The following is a 13,276-nucleotide window of genomic DNA, read 5'->3' as shown; positions in this document are numbered from 1 at the left end:
AGGTTCGAAAATCCGGCAGGATTATCGACGTGCAGTATTTATCCGGCATCAGACAGACAGGTATCAACGGTACAAACTTCTTTTTATTGCCTGAAAATCAAGTCAGAAAAATATTATACAATTGCCAATTTTGCGCAAAAATTCCGAATCATGAGCATGGCGCGAGGATAATAACAATGCAATCCGGTGATTGCTAACACTATTTACCATTTGATACACCAACGCTAGTTTTTTTAGCAAGAAAAAAGAGGAATATCTTCCCAATGTATGCGATTTATCAAGTTTGCGGACTGTCAGGTTCGCTTTCAGGCATGATGGCATACAGTAAACCATCCGCTGCCATCATCAGGCACTGACCGCCGCCATCCCTCACGACTCCCATGAAAACTTACTTTATCGGCGACCTGCAAGGCTGCCATGAGCAGGCGCTGGAACTGCTTGCGCGTATCGCCGACACGGCGCAAGAACCGTATCGCCTGCTGTTTGCCGGCGACCTGATCAATCGCGGCCCCGATTCGCTGGCGACCTTGCGGCTGGTGTACAAGCTGGCGCAGCAGGGCCTGGCCGACAGCGTGCTCGGCAATCACGACCTGCACCTGCTGGCCGTCGTCAACGGCATCCGGCCCGAACACGCCGCCGACACGCTGGGCGATATCCTCGCCGCGCCCGATCGCGGCGAACTGATAGACTGGCTGCGCCGCCGCCCGCTGGCGCTGCGCCACGACGGCCATCTGCTGGTGCACGCGGGCCTGCTGCCGCAGTGGAGCGTGGAACAGGCCTTGCTGCTGGCCGGTGAAGTGTCCAGCATGCTGGCCAGCGATGGCTGGGTGGATTTTTTGCGCAGCATGTACGGCAACGAACCGGCCATCTGGGATGATGCGCTGCGCGGCGCCGACCGCCTGCGCTGCATCATCAACGCCATGACGCGGCTGCGTTTTTGCACGGCTGAAGGCCGCATGGACTTCAAGATGAAGGAAAGCGGCAGTGCACCGGCCGGTTCCGGCCTGGTGCCGTGGTTCGAGGTGCCAGGCCGGCAAAGCGCCGGCGACACGGTGGTGTTCGGCCACTGGTCGGCGCTGGGCCTGATGCTGCGGCCACATCTGATTGCGCTCGACAGCGGCTGCGTCTGGGGCGGCAAGCTGTCCGCCGTCTGCCTCGAGGACCGCAGCCTGATCCAGGTCGATTGCCCGGCCTTCCGGCAGCCCGCCGGCAAGTCAGGCAACACCTAGGCTGTCGCGCTGACAGCGTCCGGCTTGACCACCACGCCCAGGGAGGTGGCGACGGCCCCATGCGCCGCCAGCGCCAGTTCGCGCCGGTGCGCGCCGACCGTGGCGAGCGGCGCCAGGCATTCCAGGCGCGCGATGACTGGCTTGCCGCCGAGGATGCGCACCATGCTCTGCGCGAACGTCATCTCGCCGATAAAGTCGATCGAGTCGTGCGGCACGCCGGCCGCATCGACATACGACACGGCAAATGGCTGCACCGGCGCCTGCGCGTCGATCGCCGCCTCGAACAGATTGGCGTGAAACGGCAGCAAATTTCCCTGCGCGGCCGTGGTCCCTTCGGGGAACACGCCGATCCGCTCGCCCTCTTGCAGCTTGTCGACCAGGCCCTGGAAAATCTTGCGCAGGTCGCGCTTGTTGCCGCGTGAAATAAAGATCGTGCCGGCGCGCGCCGCCAGCCAGCCCAGAATCGGCCACGTGCGGATCTCGGCCTTGGCGACAAAGCGGCAAGGATGGACCGCGTCGATCACAAAGATATCGAGCCAGGACACGTGATTTGCCACCACCAGGCAATGATCGAGCGCCAGCGCATGGCTGGGCGACGCTTCCACGGTGACATTGCAGATGGCCAGCAGCTGGCGCGACCAGGCGCGGATGCGCCGGTTGCGGCCCTCCACGTCCAGCCATGGAAACAGCAACAGGCTTTTGGTCATGCCGATGGCCAGGTGGATGGCGACGCGGGCGAGGCGGTAGGTAAGCAGAAGTTTCAAATTAGACCAACAAATTAAATAAGGCGCCAGGCCCCAGGCAAAAGTCCGGGGTCAGACCCGGCGGGACTCCGCGTCCCCGTCTGACCCCGGCAGTGTGCTGCGTTAACGTTGGAATGCGACGCGACCCGCCACAATGGTCGCCTTGACCACGCCACTGAGCTCGTAGCCGAGGAAAGGCGTGTGCTTGCCCTGGCTGGCCAGCGAGGATGAGGACACGGTCCAGCGCGCGGCCGGGTCGAACACGCAGATGTCGGCCGCTTCGCCGATGGCCAGGCTGCCGGCCGGGATGCCGGCCACGCGGGCGGCGTCGGCGGTGACCTTGGCGACGGCGCGCGCCAGCGGACGCGCACCATTTTGCAGCTGCGCCAGCGCATAGTCGTCGGCCCATTTCAGGGCCAGCGACAGCAGCAGTTCCAGGCCGGTGGCGCCCGGCGACGCTTCGCCGAAGGGCAGCAGTTTTTCATCGTCGTCGACCGGCGTATGGTCCGAGCACATGGCGTCGACCGTGCCGTCGAACAGCGCGGCGCGGATCGCGTCGCGGTCGCGCTGGCTGCGAAACGGTGGCGTCACGCGCGCGTTCGGATCAAAGAAACCGATGTCGGCGTCGGTCAGGTGCACATGGTGCACGCCGACGTCGCAGGTGACGGGCAGGCCTTCGGCTTTGGCTGCACGGATCAGTTCCAGGCCGGCCGCCGACGAAATGCGGCACAGGTGCACGCGCGCGCGGCTGGCGCGCATCAGTTCGAAAATCGTGTGCAGGGCGATGGTTTCGGACATCACCGGCACACCCGACAGCCCCAGGCGCGAGGCCAGCGGGCCGCTGTGGGCGATGCCGCCGCGGCCGATATGCGGGTCCTGCGGACGCAGCCAGACGGTATAGCCGAAGGTGTTCGCATACTGCATCGCGCGCAGCAGCACGGTGGTGTCTTCGATCGGTTCTTCAGCCTGCGCGAAGCCGATGCAGCCCGCTTCCGTCAGTTCCGCCATTTCCGTCAGCGACTGGCCTTTCAGGCCGACCGTCAGCGCGCCCAGCGGATGCACATGGGCCTTGTCCTGCGTCTTGGCGCGGTATTTCAGCATCTCGACCAGGCCCGGCTCGTCGAGCACCGGGTCGGTGTCGGGCGGACACACCAGGCTGGTCACGCCGCCTTGCAGCGCCGCCTGCAACTCCGACTCCAGCGTGGCCTTGTATTCGTAGCCCGGCTCGCGCAGGCGCGCCGACAGGTCGACCAGGCCGGGCGCGACCACCAGGCCGGCCGCGTCAAAGGTGGTGTCGGCCACAAAACCGGCCGGCGCGCTGCCCACGGCCGCTACCTTGCCGTCGGCGATAAACAGGTCCTGCACGCCATCGATGCCGTTGGCAGGGTCGATCAGATGGCCGTTCTTGATATGTAGTGTCGTCATGCTTGCTTCTCGTCCTTGGGCCATCAGCCCTGATTACCAGCCAAAATACTCATCACCGCCATGCGCACGGCGATACCGAAGGTCACCTGCGGCAGGATCACCGCCTGCGGGCCGTCGGCCACGGCCGAGTCGATCTCGACGCCGCGGTTCATCGGACCCGGGTGCATCACGATGGCGTCCGGTTTTGCCAGCGCCAGGCGCTCGGGCGTCAGGCCGTAGCTCTTGAAGTATTCCTGCGCCGACGGCAGCAGCGCGCCGCTCATGCGCTCGTTCTGCAGGCGCAGCATGATGATCACATCGACGCCCTTGAGGCCTTCATCCATGTTGGTGAAGGTGCGCACGCCCATCTGCTCCAGGCCACCGGGCAGCAGGGTGTGCGGACCGATGGCGCGCACTTCCGGCACGCCCAGCGTGGTCAGGGCATGGATGTCGGAACGCGCCACGCGGCTGTGCAGGATGTCGCCGACGATGGCCACCGTCAGGTTGGTGAAATCCTTTTTGTAGTGGCGGATCGTGTACATGTCGAGCAGGCCCTGGGTCGGGTGCGCGTGGCGGCCGTCGCCGGCGTTGACCACGTGGACATGCGGCTGTTTGGTGTCGATCAGGTGCTTGGCGATCAGGTACGGTGCGCCCGACTGCGCATGGCGCACGACGAACATGTCGGCATGCATGGCCGACAGATTGTCGATGGTGTCGAGCAGGGACTCGCCCTTGCTGGCCGACGAGGCCTGGATATTGAGGTTGATGACGTCGGCCGACAGGCGTTTCGAGGCGATCTCGAAGGTGGTGCGGGTGCGCGTGGAGTTTTCAAAGAACAGGTTGAAGACGCTTTTGCCACGCATCAGCGGCACTTTTTTCACATCGCGGTCGGAGATGCCGACGAACGAGGAAGCGGTGTCGAGGATATGGTTGACGATAGACTTCGGCAAGCCTTCGATGGTCAACAGGTGCTGCAGTTCGCCGTGTTTATTCAGTTGCGGATTAAGCATGGTGGGTGTCTATGGTGAGCGTGAATTTATCGCCGGCCTGCTTCAGGACCAGCGCCTGGCCTGGCGGCACGGCGGTAAAGGCGGCCACGAAATCGGCGGCCACCGGCAACTGGCGCTCGCCCCGGTCGACCAGGGCGGCCAGCATGATCTTGGCCGGGCGCCCGTAATCGAACAGCTCGTTGATGGCCGCGCGCGTGGTGCGGCCCGTGTACAGCACGTCGTCGACCAGCAGGATGGTGGCGCCGGCGACATCAAAACCGATTTGCGTTGGCTTGACGTCGGCGTGCAGGCCCTTCTGCGCGAAGTCGTCGCGGTAGAAGGAGACGTCGAGCACGCCCAGGCGCGCCGTCAGGTCCAGGTCGCGCGCCAGGCGTTCGGCCAGCCAGGCGCCGCCCGAGTGGATGCCGACGATGGCCACGTTGCTGGCGCCGGCCAGGCCGCTGCGCACTTGTTCCAGCAAGACCCCGTACAGGGCCTCGGCGTCGAGTTGGGAGGGATTTACAAGATTGGACATAAAAGGAGGAGTAGTCAAAAAAAACGGTTCAGGACTGCGCGTCGAAATACTGCTGCAAGATGATGGCGGCGGCGCGGTCGTCGATCACTTCGCCGCGTTTGGCGACAATCACGGCCGAGGAATAGCGCTCGTCAACCAGTTCCACCGGCAGGCCGAAGCGCCCGTGCACCTGGTTGGCGAAGCGCCGGCAGCGCGCGCTCATCTCGTGCTCGGTGCCGTCCGGGTGGCTGGGCAAACCCACCACGATGCGCGTCGCGCCCCACTCGGCGATCAAGGCGGCGATGGCGGCAAACTTCGGTTCATTGGCAATCGCCGTGATGACGCGCAGCGGCTTGGCCTGGCAGATCATGGTATTGCCGATGGCAACGCCGATGCGTTTCAGGCCGAAATCGAAAGCGAGAACGGTGTCGATGGCCTCACCGTTCATGCGTGGCCGGCTTCCGATGCCAGCATCAGCGGGTCAATGCCCAGCAGCTTGATGGCCGCCACGTAGCGCTCGGCGATCGGGAAGTCGAACAGGATGTCGGCCGAAGCACCCACCGTCAGCCAGCCGTTGCGGCCGATCTCGTCTTCCAGCTGGCCCGGGCTCCAGCCCGAATAGCCGATCGACACCAGCATGCGCTGCGGGCCTTCGCCCTTGGCGACGGCTTCGAGCACGTCGATCGAGGTGGTAAACGCCACTTCGTCGGTGACCGTCAGCGACGAGGAATAGCGCGCGCCGGGCGTGTGCAGCACGAAGCCGCGGTCGTCCTGCACCGGGCCGCCGAACATGATCGGCTCATTGACAATCGGCGCATCGCTGCCGGCCGCCAGTTTCAGATCGATGCGTTCGAACAGCACATCCATCGTCATGTCGGTGGGCTTGTTGATGACCACGCCCAGCACGCCGTTTTCATTGTGTTCGCACACATAGACGACGGTGCCGCCGAAGATGGGGTCTTGCATCGCCGGCATGGCGATCAGAAAATGGTTGGCCAGATTCAAGGTGGACGAACCGGGTGCGGCGCCTTCGCTGGCGCTCTGCATCAAACGATGTCCCGGGAGCGTGTGGTCGATCTTACTCTTTTTCATACGCGTTGCTCTCTCTGTGGGCTTGCTGGCAAGACACTTCACCCCTGCTATCGTTATTGTTTTTGAAATATTTTTTGACTATGCTGTTTTTGAATGTGCGTGGCTTGCGTGGGGGGAAGTCGATTGTAAAATCGTTACCGTTCTGCTGGCGCACGCGAACCTTGCACGCGTCACCACCGCGCACTCAGGCGCTAGTTTACACCGAATTGCCATGGCGGCGACGTCCAAGGCGCGGCGCGGGCAGGCATAATGCGCCACAAGGGGCGAAAAACCGCTCTTTCTTGACCTTTTACAACGCCAATACGCACCATCCGCCACCCATGACACTCACTACCTCCCTGGTCTGGTTCCGCCGCGACCTGCGCGCATTCGATCATGCTGCGCTGCATCATGCCTTGCGCCAGAGCCAGGCCGTGCACTGCGTTTTTGTCTACGACAGCGCCATCCTGGACAGCCTGCCGCGCCGCGACCGCCGCGTCGACTTCATCCACGCCAGCCTGGCTGAACTGGCCAGCGAGCTGCACCAGCTCGGCGGCGACCTGATCGTGCTGCACGACGATGCGGCCACGGCCATCCCGCGCCTGGCGGCCGAACTGAAGGCCGACGCCGTGTTCGCCAACCACGACTACGAGCCGCAGGCGATCGCGCGCGATGCCATGGTTGCCGATGCCCTGACGGCGCACGCCCGATTGTGGTTCAGCTTCAAGGACCAGGTGATCTTTGAAAAAGATGAAGTGCTGACCCTGTCCGGCAAGCCCTATACCGTCTACACGCCGTATAAAAACGCCTGGCTGAAAAAAATGCGCGCCGACCCGTCGTGCCTGGCGCCCTACGATATCGAGCCGCACGCGGCCCGCCTGGCGCCGCCGCGCGGCAAGCCGGCCGCCCTGCCGGCGCTGGAAGAACTGGGTTTCGAGCCCAGCAACCTGGCCGAACTGGCGATCCCGACCGGCATGTCGGGCGGCGCCAGACTGTTCGAGGACTTCCTGCCGCGCGTGGAAAAATACGACGTGGCGCGCGATTTTCCTGCGCTCAAAGGCCCGTCCTACCTGTCGCTGCATCTGCGCTTCGGCACCGTGTCGCTGCGCTACCTGGTGCGCACCATCATCGACCTGATGGAACGCGGCGGCGGTGGCGGCGGCGCGCCGGTCTGGCTGGCAGAACTGATCTGGCGCGACTTCTACGCCATGATTTTGGTGCAGAACCCGCAGGTGGAACACGCCGCCTTCAAACCCGCCTATGACGCCATCGCCTGGGAAACGGGAGCACTGGCCGACGAGGCGTTTGCCGCCTGGTGCGCAGGGCGTACCGGCTATCCGCTGGTGGACGCGGCCATGGCGCAGCTGAACCAGACCGGCTATATGCACAACCGCCTGCGCATGGTCACGGCCTGCTTCCTGATCAAGGATCTCGGCATCGACTGGCGCCGCGGCGAAGCGTATTTCGCGCTGCACCTGAACGACTTCGACCTGGCCTCGAACAACGGCGGCTGGCAATGGGCTTCGTCGTCGGGCTGCGACGCCCAGCCCTATTTCCGCATCTTCAACCCGATTACCCAGTCGGAAAAATTCGACGCCAGCGGACGGTTTATCCGCCGCTACCTGCCGCAACTGAAAGCGCTGGCCGACAAGGAAATCCACGCACCCTGGCTGGTGCCGCGCATGCTGCTCGACCAGAAGAACATCGTGCTGGGCCGCGACTACCCGGCGCCCATCGTGCAGCACGACGAGGCGCGCAAGGAGACTTTGGCGCGCTATGAGGTGGTCAAGGTGGTGAAAAACGCGTAGGTCGGATTAGCGCGTGAGCGCGTAATCCGACACCATTGTTGGCGTTTGCGGTGTGTCGGGTAAGCGCGTGAGCGCGTAATCCGACACCATTGTTGGCGTTTGCGGTGTGTCGGGTAAGCGCGTGAGCGCGTAATCCGACACCATTGTTGGCGTTTGCGGTGTGTCGGGTTACGCTGCGCTAACCCGACCTACGGGATGAACCTTCACTCACCCGTCAGCAAGCGCTCCACCTCCGCCAGCAATTCCTGCTCCTGGAAGGGCTTGCCGAAATACGCATTCACGCCCAGGCTCAAGGCGTGTTCGCGGTGCTTGTCGGCGCTGCGCGAGGTGATCATGACGAGGGGAATGGCGCGCGTGCGCGCGTCGCTGCGCACATTGCGCGTCAAATCGAAACCGTCCATGCGCGGCATTTCCACATCGACCAGCATCAGCGCCGGCAGCGCCGCCGGTTCCAGTTCATGCAACTGCTCGAGCGCGTCGACGCCGTCCTTGGCCAGCAGCACCAGGTAGCCTTCGCGTTCGAACAGGCGCTGCATCACGCGGCGCACGGTGAGCGAATCGTCGACCACCATCACGCAGGCGCGCGGCGCGGGCAGCGCCACGCGGCCTTCGCCGGCCGCCGCCGCATACTGCGCCAGCAGTTCGGGGTGGTGCGCCAGGTGCTGCGCCAGCGCCACCGGATTCAATATCAAGACGATGTCGCCGGTGCCGAGCACGGTGGCGCCGGCAATGCCCGGCATGCGCGCCAGCTGCGGGCCCACATGCTTGACCACCACTTCGCGGTTGCCCACCACGTCGTCGACCTGCAGCGCCAGCCTGTCGTTGCCATTGCGTAGCAAGAGCACCGGCGCATGGCGCTGGGTGGAAGGCGCCGCCGGCGGGTCGCCCAGCATGGTTGACAACTGGTGCAGCGCCAGCATCTGGCCGTGCGCGTCGATCTGGCCGGCCTTGCTCACCTGCTCGAGCTGCTCGCCCTTCAGGTGCAGCACCTGCTCGACCAGCACCGAGGGCAAGGCATAGGTCTTGCCATTGGCGGCCAGCAGCACCACCTGCGTGACGGCCAGCGTCAAAGGCAGGTGGATGGTAAAGCGGATGCCCTGGCCCGCTTCGGTCATGGTGTCGACCCGGCCGCCCAGCGCCAGCGCTTCCGAACGCACGATATCCATGCCAAAGCCGCGCCCGGCCAGTTCCGTCAAACTGTCGGCAGTGGACAGGCCGGGCGCGAAAATCAGTTCGGCCGCCTGCGCATCGCTGACCTCGGCGTCCTCGGCCACCAGGCCGGCGCTGCGCGCCTTGGCGCGGATGCGTTCCAGGTCCAGCCCGGCGCCATCGTCGGAAAACGCGATCGCCACTTCATTGCCCTGCTGGCTGACCTGCACCAGCAATTCACCAGTCTCGCTTTTGCCGGCCGCCAGGCGCGCCGCGCGCGGCTCGACGCCGTGCACGATCGCATTGCGCAGCAGATGTTCGAACGGCGCGGCCATGCGTTCCAGTACGCTGCGGTCGATCTCCACATTGCCACCGCGGATATCGAGGTTGACGCGCTTGTCGACTTCCTTGGCGCTTTGCCGCGCCACGCGGAACAAACGCTCCGCGATGCTGGCAAAAGGCACCATGCGGATCTGCATCAGGTCGCGCTGCAGTTCACGCGTCAGGCGCGCCTGCAGCACCAGGTCGTCGCCCACGGCGCTCACGCTCTGGCTCAGGTTTTCATGGAAAGAGGCGACGTCGTTGACGCTTTCGGCCATCATGCGCGTCAGTTCCTGCAGGCGCGTAAAACGGTCGAATTCGAGCGGATCGAAATCGCGCTCGCTGCCCACCGCCATGCGCGAGGCGATCTGCGACTCGGCCTGCATTTCCACTTCGCGCAGTTGGCGGCGCAGCCGCGCCAGGTTGTCGGAAAATTCGCCCAGCGAGGCGCCCAGCACGCCCACTTCATTTTCGATCTTCGAGCGCGTGATCGACACCTCGCCGGCCTGGTTCACCAGGCGGTCGAGGATATCGGCGCGCACCCGCACCAGCGCCGCTTTCGGTTCGGGCGCCGGCGTGTCTGCCATGCCCGGCAGCGGCAGCAGGGGCTGCTGCAATTGTTCGAACAGATGCAGCGCATGGTCGTAGTGACCGAGCAGTTCCTCGAACGCCTGCGGCGTGGCGGTACCCGCGTGCAGCATGTTTTCAATATGGGTTTCGATTTCATGCGCGTGCTGGCCCAGGCGCATGGCGCCGGCCATGCGCGCGCTGCCCTTGACGGTGTGCAGGGTGCGCAGCAGCATCTGCGCCTGGCTGCTGTCTTGCGGCTGCTGCTGCCAGTTGCGCAGCGCCGTGCCGATCTGTGGCAGCAAATCGGCGCCCTCTTCGAGGAACACCGGCAGCAGATCGAGATCGAGTTCGTCGCTGATGCCGGCGCTGGCGGCCAGCAGGGCCTGCGCATCGGCCGGCACGACCGCCGGCGGCATTTCCGGTACCGGATCTGCCGCGGCTTGCGGCACTGGTTCGGCTGGTGGCGGCGTATCGAACACGGAATCGAACAGGTCGTCGATGACGCTGGTGTCGGGCGCCGGCGGCAGTTTCATGCGCGCCGGCGGGGTGTCCTCCACCGCTGCACTGACCTGCCCCGGCCCATCGGCGATGATGCTGGCGTAGGCGGCGGCAAACAGCGCGTCGAGGCCCGTTTCAGCCGGCTTGCTGCCTGCCTCCATGATGCTGGCGTAAGTGGCCGCGAACAGGGCATCGAGGCCGGTTTCGGCCTCCGGCGCGGTAGCCGCCGGCGGCGCCGTCAGCGCGCGCCACAAGCCATTGAGTTGCTCGATCAGCAACGGCTGTGCCGGTGCCAGGTCTCCCAGGGCAAACGCCTGCAGCATCTGGCCGATGCCGGCGGTGGCGCGTTCGAGCACGTCATGCTGCGCGCCGGCCAGCCCGGCGTGTGGCGGCACCACGGTTTCGATGGCGATTTCCAGCGCATGCGCCAGGTCGCGCAAGGCGGTAAAGCCGACCGTGCCTGAGGTGCCGGCCAGGGTGTGAACGGCCTGCAGCGCGTCGGCGCTGACGGCGCGCGCCTCATGGCGCCATTCGCCGAAGTCGCGCGTGAGCACGCGCAGCAGTTCGTCGGTTTCGGCCAGGTAGATGTTATACAGCGGCAGGCTGATGCGCAGCTCGCCCACATGTTTCAGGTTGTCGTCTGGCGCCTCGTGCTGGGCTGGCGCGGTGGCCGCCGGAAAACCGATCACCTTGCCAGTGCCGCCATTGGATGGCGTGGCTGGCGCCGGGGCATCTTGCGCCACCACGCGCCGCTTGCGCAATTCGAACGGCCCGCCTTCGCGCACCCGTTCGGCCGCGTCCGGCAGCATGCCGGCTTCGCGTCCGCGCGCGCCGCCGCCTTCCAGTTCGGCCACCCATTCGCTGAGCTGGTACCAGCCGTAATTGAGCAAGGTATATAAATCGTCGCTGGGCGGACGCGCCTCGGCCAGCCAGGTATTGAGCACTTTTTCGATGGCGCCGGCCGCTTCGGCAAACTGCGCCAGGCCGATCATGCGGCTGCTGCCTTTGAGCGTGTGGTATGCGCGGCGCAGCATGGCCAGGTGTTCGGCATTGCCGGCGTCGGCGCGCAGCGCGGCCAGGCTGGTTTCAATAAAGCCCAGCACTTCGCGCGCTTCGGCGAGGAAAATGGCCAGCATCTCGGCGTCGACATCGCCAGCGGCTGCGCCGCTGTGCGCCGGTGGCGTGGTCAAAGGCGGCGGCAGGGGATGATCGAGCACGGGCACCGGCACGCTGCCGCTTGCCGCCACTTTTTCAAACGGCAGCGCGCGAAAGGCGCCGCTGGCGGCGTCGAAATGAAAACGCGCGCTGGCCGCCTGCGGATTGCGGCCCAGCATGTCGACAAAAAAACCCAGCGCGCTGACGTTTTGCGCAATGTCGTCGAGCGCTTCCATGGGCGCCTGGCTGTCTCCATCGAGCAGCTGCCGTACCGCCGCCGCCACCTGCTGCATGCCGGCGCTGGCGGCGGTTTGCCCCAATTCTGCCAGCGTCTGGCGCATCGGCTGCAGCAGCGGCGCAACGCCCGCCAGGCCATCGCGGCGGCCAATATCGGCGTAATAGGCACCCAGCAGCCGCTCGACCTGGCGCAGTCCCGCCTTCATGTCCTCGGCCAGCGCTCCCGCCACTTGTCCCTGTTCTATCTGGCGCGACAACTCGCCCGGCGCCGGCGGCGCCACGCCTTCGAGCAGCGCCTGCAGGCGCGCGCCGATGGTTTCGGCATTGCTGGCGAAATCGTCGGGCAGGCGGCGCAATTGTTCCAGGCCGGCTTCGGCAAACAGCAGCGCCGTCTCCATTTCCTGCGCCAGCGCTGGCAGGCGGCCGCTGGCGGCGGCCTGCCGCGCCACGTCCACAGCCTGGCGCAGCAGGCTGGCCAGGGCCGGCACTTTCAGTATATCGGCCTGCCCTGCCACTTCCATCAGCGCCGCGCAGAAGGCCTCGCCGGCATCGGCATCGCGCCAGGCGCCGCGCGCGCGGGCCAGCGCTGCGCGTGCGCCCTGCAAGGCGCCCTGATCGACCTGGCCGTAGCGCCGCGCTTCCACGTCGCCGGGCACCAGGCCATCGAGTTCGAACGCCTCGCGCAGCTGGCGCGCCGCCGGCGTCGGTTGATCCGCTGCGGCGATCAGGTACAGCGCATCGCGCAGCAGAGTATCGGGCCCGCCGGCCGTGCCTTGCGCCAGGCGGCGCAATTGCAGGTTGATCAGGCCGAACAGCTGCTTCATGTACAGGCTGTCGCCGCCCTGTCCCTGGGCCGCCAGGCCGGCCACCGCCTGCATGGTGAACCAGAAGGTGCGCGCCGGCGCGTCCGTCTGCGCATCGGCCACCAGCTGCAAGGTGTCGTGCAGCGCCTGGGCATGCTGCTGGCGCGCCGCGGCGTCGGGCGCGCGCAAGTACGGCAGCAGCGACTTTTCAAAGCGGCTGCGCCAGGCCGGGTAGTCGGCGGCGATCACCGGCTCGGCCAGCGCGATGGCATGGCCCTGGTCGACGGCGGGCGGGAAAAACAGTTCGGCCGGATGCACGCGTTCCACGCCCAGCATGGCCTGCAGCGCGCGATAGTAGGGGAACAGGCGGGTCGGCTGCGGCGGCGTGCCGGCCATCAGGTCTTCCAGGTATTCGGTCAAGGCCTGGTACAGCTCGGACACCACTTGCGCATGGTCGACCGTGTATTCCAGCGTGCCGTCGCGAAAACGCGTCAGCGCCTGTTCCGCACCGGCCGTCAGCAGGGCGGCGCCGGCCACGTCGACCATCACCAGCGCGCCATGCGCCTGGTGCAGGTGCGAGCGCGCATGCTGCAGGGCGGTGGCGCGCTCTTCGCGCTCGCGCCCGCCCGCCTCGAACAACGCGGTACGGGAACGGGCCAGCGCTTCGCGGATTTCCACCATCACCCAGGACAAGGGCTCGCTGTCAAACGGCTTGGACTGCTGCGGCCTGGACTGCTGCGGATTATCTGGTGTGCTCATGCCTGCCTCGGTAAAGAATTCATAAC

9 protein-coding genes are annotated in these 13,276 nt (G+C 65.5%); 2 read left to right on the top strand and 7 right to left on the bottom strand.

Features of this window, described 5'->3' with window-relative positions:
• Window positions 1-380: 380 nt before the first annotated feature.
• Complete coding sequence (locus ASR47_RS21090) at window positions 381-1,229, top strand: symmetrical bis(5'-nucleosyl)-tetraphosphatase (protein WP_065309758.1); 849 nt, start codon at window positions 381-383, stop codon at window positions 1,227-1,229.
• Here ASR47_RS21090 and ASR47_RS21085 read toward each other — a convergent pair.
• The 6 genes from ASR47_RS21085 to ASR47_RS21060 form a co-directional block, all read right to left on the bottom strand.
• Window positions 1,226-1,993 (bottom strand): lysophospholipid acyltransferase family protein, encoded by a 768-nt coding sequence (locus ASR47_RS21085; protein ID WP_065309757.1) that lies wholly within the window; start codon window positions 1,991-1,993, stop codon window positions 1,226-1,228. The genes ASR47_RS21090 and ASR47_RS21085 overlap by 4 nt on opposite strands.
• Before the next feature lie 102 nt (window positions 1,994-2,095).
• A complete protein-coding gene (locus ASR47_RS21080) occupies window positions 2,096-3,397 on the bottom strand; it encodes a dihydroorotase (RefSeq protein ID WP_065309756.1) in 1,302 nt (433 codons plus the stop codon).
• Window positions 3,398-3,420: 23 nt separating this feature from the next.
• Window positions 3,421-4,386 (bottom strand): aspartate carbamoyltransferase catalytic subunit, encoded by a 966-nt coding sequence (locus ASR47_RS21075; RefSeq protein ID WP_034746695.1) that lies wholly within the window; start codon window positions 4,384-4,386, stop codon window positions 3,421-3,423.
• On the bottom strand, window positions 4,379-4,900 hold the full coding sequence (gene pyrR / locus ASR47_RS21070; RefSeq protein WP_065309755.1) for a bifunctional pyr operon transcriptional regulator/uracil phosphoribosyltransferase PyrR: 522 nt from the start codon (window positions 4,898-4,900) through the stop codon (window positions 4,379-4,381). Before pyrR ends, ASR47_RS21075 begins: the two co-directional genes overlap by 8 nt.
• Before the next feature lie 28 nt (window positions 4,901-4,928).
• Window positions 4,929-5,327 (bottom strand): Holliday junction resolvase RuvX, encoded by a 399-nt coding sequence (ruvX, locus tag ASR47_RS21065; RefSeq protein WP_171899009.1) that lies wholly within the window; start codon window positions 5,325-5,327, stop codon window positions 4,929-4,931.
• Window positions 5,324-5,971 (bottom strand): YqgE/AlgH family protein, encoded by a 648-nt coding sequence (locus tag ASR47_RS21060; RefSeq protein ID WP_425402753.1) that lies wholly within the window; start codon window positions 5,969-5,971, stop codon window positions 5,324-5,326. The genes ruvX and ASR47_RS21060 overlap by 4 nt, the downstream gene beginning before the upstream one ends.
• 320 nt (window positions 5,972-6,291) lie before the next feature.
• On the opposite strand from ASR47_RS21060, the gene ASR47_RS21055 reads away from it, so the two are divergent.
• Window positions 6,292-7,758, top strand: a complete 1,467-nt coding sequence (locus ASR47_RS21055) for a cryptochrome/photolyase family protein (RefSeq protein ID WP_065309956.1) — start codon at window positions 6,292-6,294, stop codon at window positions 7,756-7,758.
• A gap of 203 nt (window positions 7,759-7,961) precedes the next feature.
• Here ASR47_RS21055 and ASR47_RS21050 read toward each other — a convergent pair whose 3' ends face one another.
• Window positions 7,962-13,250 carry an Hpt domain-containing protein gene (locus tag ASR47_RS21050; RefSeq protein WP_065309955.1) on the bottom strand — a complete coding sequence of 1,763 codons (5,289 nt, stop codon included), beginning with the start codon at window positions 13,248-13,250 and terminating at the stop codon, window positions 7,962-7,964.
• Between the last annotated feature and the right edge of the window lie 26 nt (window positions 13,251-13,276).

This window comes from Janthinobacterium psychrotolerans, from assembly GCF_001677885.1.
GTDB classification, from domain to species: Bacteria; Pseudomonadota; Gammaproteobacteria; order Burkholderiales; family Burkholderiaceae_D; genus Janthinobacterium; species Janthinobacterium psychrotolerans.
Note: the sequence above shows the minus strand (reverse complement) of the source record. Positions and strands in the feature narration are given on the sequence as shown.

What these genes read in the sequence shown, in the direction of transcription:
- pyrR (WP_065309755.1), bottom strand. Translation starts at nt 4,900, where the DNA reads ATGTCCAATCTTGTAAATCCCTCCCAACTCGACGCCGAGGCCCTGTAC.
- ASR47_RS21080 (WP_065309756.1), bottom strand. Translation starts at nt 3,397, where the DNA reads ATGACGACACTACATATCAAGAACGGCCATCTGATCGACCCTGCCAAC.
- ASR47_RS21075 (WP_034746695.1), bottom strand. Translation starts at nt 4,386, where the DNA reads ATGCTTAATCCGCAACTGAATAAACACGGCGAACTGCAGCACCTGTTG.
- ruvX (WP_171899009.1), bottom strand. Translation starts at nt 5,327, where the DNA reads ATGAACGGTGAGGCCATCGACACCGTTCTCGCTTTCGATTTCGGCCTG.
- ASR47_RS21055 (WP_065309956.1), top strand. Translation starts at nt 6,292, where the DNA reads ATGACACTCACTACCTCCCTGGTCTGGTTCCGCCGCGACCTGCGCGCA.
- ASR47_RS21050 (WP_065309955.1), bottom strand. Translation starts at nt 13,250, where the DNA reads ATGAGCACACCAGATAATCCGCAGCAGTCCAGGCCGCAGCAGTCCAAG.
- ASR47_RS21060 (WP_425402753.1), bottom strand. Translation starts at nt 5,971, where the DNA reads ATGAAAAAGAGTAAGATCGACCACACGCTCCCGGGACATCGTTTGATG.
- ASR47_RS21090 (WP_065309758.1), top strand. Translation starts at nt 381, where the DNA reads ATGAAAACTTACTTTATCGGCGACCTGCAAGGCTGCCATGAGCAGGCG.